Origin of the sequence: Candidatus Magnetaquicoccus inordinatus, assembly GCF_004217665.1 — a bacterium.
Lineage (GTDB): Bacteria > Pseudomonadota > Magnetococcia > Magnetococcales > Magnetaquicoccaceae > Magnetaquicoccus > Magnetaquicoccus inordinatus.
Window position 1 is genome coordinate 1 of record NZ_RXIU01000185.1, and the last position, 7,100, is coordinate 7,100.

The 7,100-nt window shown below is 54.3% G+C and carries 6 protein-coding genes; 2 read left to right on the forward strand and 4 right to left on the reverse strand.

Annotation, left to right across the window (positions count from 1 at the left end):
* The 4 genes from EJP87_RS12180 to EJP87_RS12195 all read right to left on the reverse strand — a co-directional run.
* The coding region (locus EJP87_RS12180) for a DUF697 domain-containing protein (RefSeq protein WP_130472150.1) at nt 1-775 on the reverse strand (775 nt) is incomplete at its 3' end.
* A 147-nt stretch (nt 776-922) separates the two neighbouring features.
* Nucleotides 923-2,272: a hypothetical protein gene (locus EJP87_RS12185; protein ID WP_130472151.1), complete on the reverse strand. Its 1,350-nt coding sequence runs from the start codon at nt 2,270-2,272 to the stop codon at nt 923-925.
* Nucleotides 2,273-2,277: 5 nt separating this feature from the next.
* Complete coding sequence (locus EJP87_RS12190) at nt 2,278-3,270, reverse strand: hypothetical protein (RefSeq protein WP_130472152.1); 993 nt, start codon at nt 3,268-3,270, stop codon at nt 2,278-2,280.
* A 349-nt stretch (nt 3,271-3,619) separates the two neighbouring features.
* Nucleotides 3,620-4,489, reverse strand: coding sequence for a ParA family protein (locus EJP87_RS12195; protein WP_193771341.1), 870 nt, complete (start codon nt 4,487-4,489; stop codon nt 3,620-3,622).
* Nucleotides 4,490-4,697: 208 nt separating this feature from the next.
* Here EJP87_RS12195 and EJP87_RS12200 point away from each other — a divergent pair, with 208 nt between their 5' ends.
* Together EJP87_RS12200 and mamK are read left to right on the forward strand one after the other, a co-directional pair.
* Complete coding sequence (locus tag EJP87_RS12200) at nt 4,698-5,720, forward strand: hypothetical protein (protein WP_130472154.1); 1,023 nt, start codon at nt 4,698-4,700, stop codon at nt 5,718-5,720.
* Nucleotides 5,721-5,769: 49 nt separating this feature from the next.
* Nucleotides 5,770-6,807 (forward strand): MamK family actin-like protein, encoded by a 1,038-nt coding sequence (gene mamK / locus EJP87_RS12205; protein WP_130472155.1) that lies wholly within the window; start codon nt 5,770-5,772, stop codon nt 6,805-6,807.
* The last annotated feature ends 293 nt before the right edge of the window (nt 6,808-7,100 follow it).

The window sequence follows — 7,100 nt, forward strand, 5'->3', positions numbered from 1 at the left end:
CATACAAGGCGGCTATCTCCTGCAGCAGGGAGAGGCTACGCCAAAGAAAAAGCAGCCCGTCCAACCACAGCATGGGTGAGACAGCGCTGAGCATGGCGGTGCCGGAGGCGTGGCGTACTACTGTTTGATAGGCTTGTTTGTCGATCAGGGTCAACACCTCTTCAGAAAAGAGCACCACCTGCTCTGCATCCTCCATATCGTCATCGACCAGGCGCTGAAAACTTTCCAAACCTAAACGCAAATCGCTGCGCTGACGATAAAAATGTAACAGGCGGCGCAACAGTGAATAGGCCTGTCCATAGCTCTCTTGATCCAGCAACTGCTCTGCACGCATTTGCCACTCGGCGACGGTGCGCAATTGGCGCCATTGCCGCCACTCGCGCCACACTACCGTCAATAGGGTGCCGACTACTGCACTGAAGAGAACGGCAAAGAGAAAGCCCACAAGCGGTTGCCACTGCCACATTTGCACAAGAAAGTGCACACTACTTCCTGTCAGCATGCTGACGACCATGAAAGTCAGCACTGTCAGCCAACCGCGCAAATGCTGCTTGTGGCTTTTTGGCTGAATGGCAGTGGCTGTTGCTGAGCTGCTACGCAAAGGAGCGTTCTCCTCCTTTTGCGGAGCATCAGTAAAAATATCTGGTTCCACACGTTGCTTGCCCCGTGAGCCAGCCGTTTCTCCCATAGGTGTACTGGGTTGGCTGTTGCGGCAGGAGGGGGCAGGGACAGTCGCCAGTTCTGGAGAGGCAATCCAGGGATGAGTGAAACGCATGACAGGGACTCCCGCAGGGGTTTATTGAAATTTACCATGTTATTGCAAGATGTTACGTCACGTATGACTGGTGAGTTACCTTGCAAGATAAATTCCAATCCTGGTTGAGTGGGCGTTGTGTGCAGTGGAAGCGGCCTGGAGAGGTGGTTATTGCCAAAGCAAACGAATCGCTACTTGGCGTTGTGGTGTATCGTGGCTGTTGTTGCCCAACTTTTCGACAGAAAATGAGCCATCCAGACGCAACAGCAATTCGCCTTGCTGATTGCGCCATTGACTCAAGTTGGCATCGGCGGCCAACAGTTCTGCATAAAATTGTGCGGCGCGACTGCTGGCCTGATTCCAATGGTAGCGAAAGGCCCCGGAACCGAGTGCTGCTGAACCGGAAAAGGCGGTAACTATCACGCTATCCAGTACAGGAGTAGTGGCATTGGCAGCCGGACAGTGACTTTCTGGCGCGCTGTTGCCGGTAAAGCAGCGCAAACGCTGCATCAGGATGGTGGCCAGATGCTGCATGATGGGCAGCCGTTTGGGATCGGGATCGTTGTCTTCTGCAGAAAAATCCAGCAAGCCGGGGAGGGTAAGCAGTGCAGCGTTGAAGTCAATTTCTGCCTGAATCTGTTTTTGTTGCAGATCAGCTTGTAGTTGGCGCAGCAAGCGACCTGTGCTCTCTTGGCGGCTTTCTGGAATCACATTGTGGCTGACGACTGGTTGCTGCAGAGTGGCTGGGGGTGCAGCGATGTTTGCACTGTTTGCTGTATCTGCAGAGTTTTTATTGCGTGGCGAACCTTTCTCTGCCTGACCACCACCTTGAAAAAAACTGAGCATATCCTCCCAAAAAGTCTCTCCATTGCCCCCATTTTTGCCTGCATCCCCACCATTGCCGGAGGAGGCGAGTCCTGTCTGGTTTTGCGTGGCGGAGGGAGGCGTTTCTGCCGGCAGGATGAACATCTCGGCAGGAATCGGGGGAATGGTCGGAGGATCCTGATGGTTGTTGACCATCTTTTGCCAATAGTCATTCTCGGCAGCCGAAGCGGGCTGGGAGGTGGGGGGCGCAGGAGCTTTGCTGGGTGATTGTTGCTGCAGGCGTTGCAGAGTCTGTTGATTGTGCAGCAGTTGTTGCTGCTCTGCAGAAAGGGGTGTTGTACTCAAACGTTCAGGTTTAGCAGTGCTGGCGGGAGGGGGTGTGGTTTTTTGCTCAGGGCTGAGCTGGACCAGCAAGCTGCTGTTTTGATCCAACAAGGCCAGATTGTCGCTGAGGAGGGTTTGTGTTTGTTGCTCTTTTTTTTGTAGCTCGTCGTTCAGGCGTTGATTTTGATCCTGCAGGGCCTGTTGACTGGCCAATGTAGAGTCGCTTTGTTGGCGCAGGGAGCTTTGCTGCTCATCCTGTTGTAGACGGTGCTGAAAATCGATGCTGGCAATGAGGAGCAGGAGCAGGAAGAGCAGGGAGAGCCCCATATCGGTGAGAATAATCAGTGAACGGCGTGGCAGTGCGTTCATGACTGTTACCTGACCGTTTTAACCAAAGAGCGCGCACGCCGTTGCTGTTGCTCATGAAAAGCGCCGGCCAATTGGGCCAATGGCAACGGGTTGGCTGGCGTCGGGGCTGTTGCCGACAGTGGCAGGGGTGGTGTGCTCTTTTTGGTTGTTTTCTGTAGCGGTGGTTGCAGACTCTCGGTGCGCAGCTCTGTATTTTTTTCCGGTGCCAGTGGCGCTGTGCGCGAGGGGATGGCGGGAGCAAAGGGCTCTTCTGTTATCTGCTGCGTGGATGGTGCAGCAGGTTGTGTAAAGGATTGCGTGCTGCTGGGTGCAACACTCGCATCAGGGGGCGGGAGGGTGATGCTGACTGGTTCGGCAGGGAGGCTGGCAGAGTCAGCAACAGCCACCGGGATGGCGGGTGCTGGGGAGAGGTGCGGCAGATGTTGAGCCCGTTCGGCGCGATAGGCCACTTGCTCGCGCAAGCGGTCGCGCAGATTATGGATCTGCAGCAGCAGTTGCTCTTTATGCCAGCGGGCTGCCCGGGTATAGAGTGTTGCCGCACAAAGGCCGGAGAGAGAGGTCAAAAATTTCCACAATGTCACCTGCAGAACCGTTTGCAGACTCTCTTTGGCGGTGGTGAGGGAGGCAGCTTGCAGCTCCCGACTGAGGGAGAACAAAGCGGCGCACAGACCGAGCAGGGTAAAAAGGAGTCCCAGAGCCAGTAGTCGGTTGGGCATATCCTGAAGATGGTAACGCTCCCATTTTTTACCCAACAGAGATTCCAGGCTCAATTGGGGTGGAGTGGTGGAATCACTGCCCGCTGGTGGTGCAAACAGTTGCAGAGCTACTGCGGGATCCTGATTATGTACGGTCAATTGCTCATGGAGTTGTTGGTGGGCAGGATTGATCTGACCATTGACCATTGACCGCCATGCTAAAATGGCCCAGACGGCGATTATGAGGGCGCCGCTCCAGGGCAACCAGGGATGGTTCAAAAGGGTCAACAGCCATTCGGGCATGCCAAAACTCCGGTTGGACGGGAAGCAAAGAAAGGCAACAGGAGCATACTAACAAAATCACCGCGTTCTGCAAAGCGATGTGCATAAAAGATCCAGGGCAATCGCATTTGAAAACCAGAAAATTATTATGGAGGTCCAGGAGGAGATTATCTCCTCCTGGTGGGTGCAGGGCAAAGCCCTGCTGAAATTGTGCGGCGTTTCACCAGAAGCGAATGCAAAGCATTCGCGCACGCCGCACCAATCTGTGCCCCGAATGGGCACTCTTTGGGAGGGCGGACGCCCGACATGCACCGTTTTGCTTGTGGCAACAGTGAGGAAATTTGCAAATGCGCTTGCCCTGATACAAAGATCAAGGAGATGATTCTCCTTTTTGCCAGCGATCGAACAGCTCTTTGACCACTTTGCGCACATGGGGATAATAGCTACCGTAGCGATCCTTGAGGGAGGAGAAGTTTAAGGTGTCATCGCTGGCATTGGCCAGGTCGGCGGCATGGGGCAAATGATTATCGAAGCAGGGAATCTGATTTTGTTCTGCCAAAAGCTGCAACTGTGGGAGATGCAGTCGATACTGGCGGCTGCGACGGTCGGTGCGGTTGAGGATAAAGCCCAGCGGCTGCGGCAAGGAGTGCGCATTTTTTTCCTGGGCATATCGGATCATACGGATGGTTTCCGGCAGGGCTTGCAGGGCCAGACGGGTCAATTCGACAGGAATCAACACGGCATCACTCATGATCAGGGCATTGATTGCCAGCAGATGGCGTTCATCAAGGCTGCCGGGCAGATCGAGCAGAGCAATATCAAAATGTTGCGCCAGCAGTGGTTTGAGTCGTTGTGCCAGCAGAGTCAGAGGTCGCAGAGGGTTGGCGTCAAAATCGAGCATGCTTTCCCGATCGGAAGGAAGAACGGTCAAGGCGGGCAGGGGTGGTTGACCGCCACGACTACCAGATCGGGTGTGCAGGAGGGATTCCAGGAGCGGTTGGTGGCCATTGGCCAATTGCAGAGCCACATGACCGATGGTACTGGCGGAGAGTTTGGCCTGTTCAATCCGTTCCACTCCGAGCAGAGCGGTACAGATGGATCCTTGCCCATCCATATCGATCACCAACAGGCGCAAAGGGCGTCCGGCAACCTGCAGGGTGGCGAGAAAGTCGGCCATGGCGAGGGTTAAAGTGGACTTGCCAACCCCACCCTTGTTGTTGTAGAGGGCAATGGTATACATGATGACATTCCGCAACAGGTAATCGGCAGTAAAATGAATTTGTTTTCTTGACAGGAAATGCAATGGTAGGCTAACTACCGATATTCGGCGGACCGTGTACCGGTTGCGCTGCCGCATACCCCAAGATGCGGGTTTTAGAGGGAGATTGTCAACCTTTTCCTCCTGCGATGCCGAAAGGCTGTTGTGCTGACAAAGAGGAGTGATAACCTTGGATGAGGGCAGTGCACCGTTGGCTGCGCAGTTGGCAACGACTGCTGATGCGGAGAGGCTGAGTGAACTGGCTCTGATGTTTGATCTCAGCAAAGAAGAGATGGGTACTTTGGAAGAGATTGGCGAGGAAAAGCAAGAAGAAAGCGCGCAAACGGAGCAGGCAGAGAGGCAGTTGGCAGCGGCAGAAGAGGATCTTTTTGTTTCTGCAGCCCCATTTCCCGATCTGCAGGGTTTCAAGGGTGGCCAGGTTGCGTGCAGAGCAGCGCCTATTTCTCTCTCTTCTGTTCAGTTATTGGCAGAGACTCCGCTACTTCCTGCTCTGCCGGAACTGCCTTGGGTGAATGATCTCTGGTCACACGGGGTGGGCAAGGGCGGTATGGTTGTGGCAGATCATGGAGCGATGGAGCCACCATTGTTGACAGTGGCACCCATTGCCAGTGCCATCTGGGAAGAGGAGCTGGGGAGGGAAGAGAGAGCAGGGGACTATTCGTGGATCGAAATGGTGCCAGGAGCTACTGCTGTTTCGCGTGGGGGGAACATTGTCTGGCACAATCCGGGATTGCCAGCAGCACAACGGTTGCCTGGTTTGGCAGTGCGCAAGGAGCTGTTGTCAAAGGAGAAGATGGCCCCAGAGGTGCGGGATGAAGGTGAACAGAGCAAGGCTCTTGCAGCCTCTGAGGGGGAGAGGTTGCAGATGGTGCAGCACTTTTTGCTGCAGAGCGCAATAGTGATGCAGCAGATAAAAGAGTGGTTGGCCCAGAGTGGCAGGCAGAGGAGGGAACGGCCACCGCTTCACAAAGCGCAGCGGCGCCGTCTGGAGCTGCGGCACGGCAAACGACCGCGTCGTCGCAGTCAGGGTGCCAGAGCACGTCGGCAACAGACTTTTGCAGCAGCATTGCGCAGTGTGGATTGGGTAGAGCCCTGGCAAGGTTGGTTGGATGGTGTGTCGCAACGTGTCAAAGAGCAAATGATCCGCGTAGTGAGCGGAGCAAGAGATAACAGGGGATCCGGTAAAGGATGAATGGTCTGTCCGCAGGGCTAAAGGGATGGCGACGCAGTGGGAGACGAGGATGACAAATCAAAAAAATGAGCGGGCGTTGTTGTTAGGTATTGATTTTGGTACTGCCCGCACGGCAGTGATGAGCAGTCGCCGTCATAAGGGATTATTACAGACGGTGGTGGGCTATCCACGGGATGTCATCGGTGTCAAATTGCTCAACCGCACTTTGGTGGTGGGTGATGAGGCGATCGAAAAGCGCTCTTTTCTGGATCTCTATCATCCTGTGGCCGATGGTCTCTTGAAGGAGGCCAACGACAAGGATTGGGATGCAGCGCGTGAGATTTTGCAACAGGCTATCGCTTTGAGTGAACCGCGTGCCGGAGAGCGCATCTGTGGGATTATTGGTGTTCCGGCCAGGGCCACGGCGACCAATAGGCGGCAGTTGTTGCAGTTGACCGAAGGATTGTTGGATCTCTGTTTGGTGGTTTCTGAACCCTTTATGGTGGCTTATGGTCTGTCGCGTTTGCTCAACACCATGATTGTCGATGTCGGGGCGGGAACCATAGATCTGTGTGCCATGAAAGGGAGTGTACCGGCTGCCGACAGTCAGTTAAGCATTCTCAAGGGGGGCAATTATATTGATCGTTTGTTGGAGACGGCGATTCGTGATGCCTATGCAGGAGTGCAGATTGATCGCTATCTGGCACGTCAACTGAAAGAGCAACATGCTTTTGTTGGAGCGCCCACGGAGGCGGTACTGGTCCATTTGCGGGTGCATGGCAAGCCAATGGCTTTGGATGTGACGGAAGCGATGCGGATGACCTGCGAGACTATTGTACCGGATATTGTTGAGGCGATTAAATCGCTATTGTTGAGTTTTGCCCCGGAGTGTCAGGCAGAGGCGTTGGCCAATATTGTTTTGGCGGGGGGTGGTTCGCGAATTCGCGGTTTAGGGGCGTTGCTTGAACAGCATTTGCGCGAATATGGGGATGTGCATGTCACCATGGTTGCTGATCCAGAGTATGGTGGTGCTTATGGTGCCTTGAAACTGGCCATGGAGCTGCCGACTGACTATTGGAGTCAGATAGGTGAAGTGATCGGCGATTGATTTTTCTTTCATTGTCTTGGTCGTCACGCTAGAATGCCCGTTCATTAAATAATTGTAACTATTCACCACCCAAAACCATTGCGGGTCCAGTGAGGGCACCCTCCTGGCCGGGTCCAGGGATGGAATCCCTGGGATTTTGCTTTTTAATCTTTTAATTGTAACTATTCACCACCCAAAACTATTGCGGGTCCAGGGAGGGCACCTCCCTGGCCGGGTCCAGGGATGGAATCCCTGGGATTTTGCTTTTAATCTTTTTTAATCTTTTGCCTTTGGCGCGCTTTTCAAACTAAGCC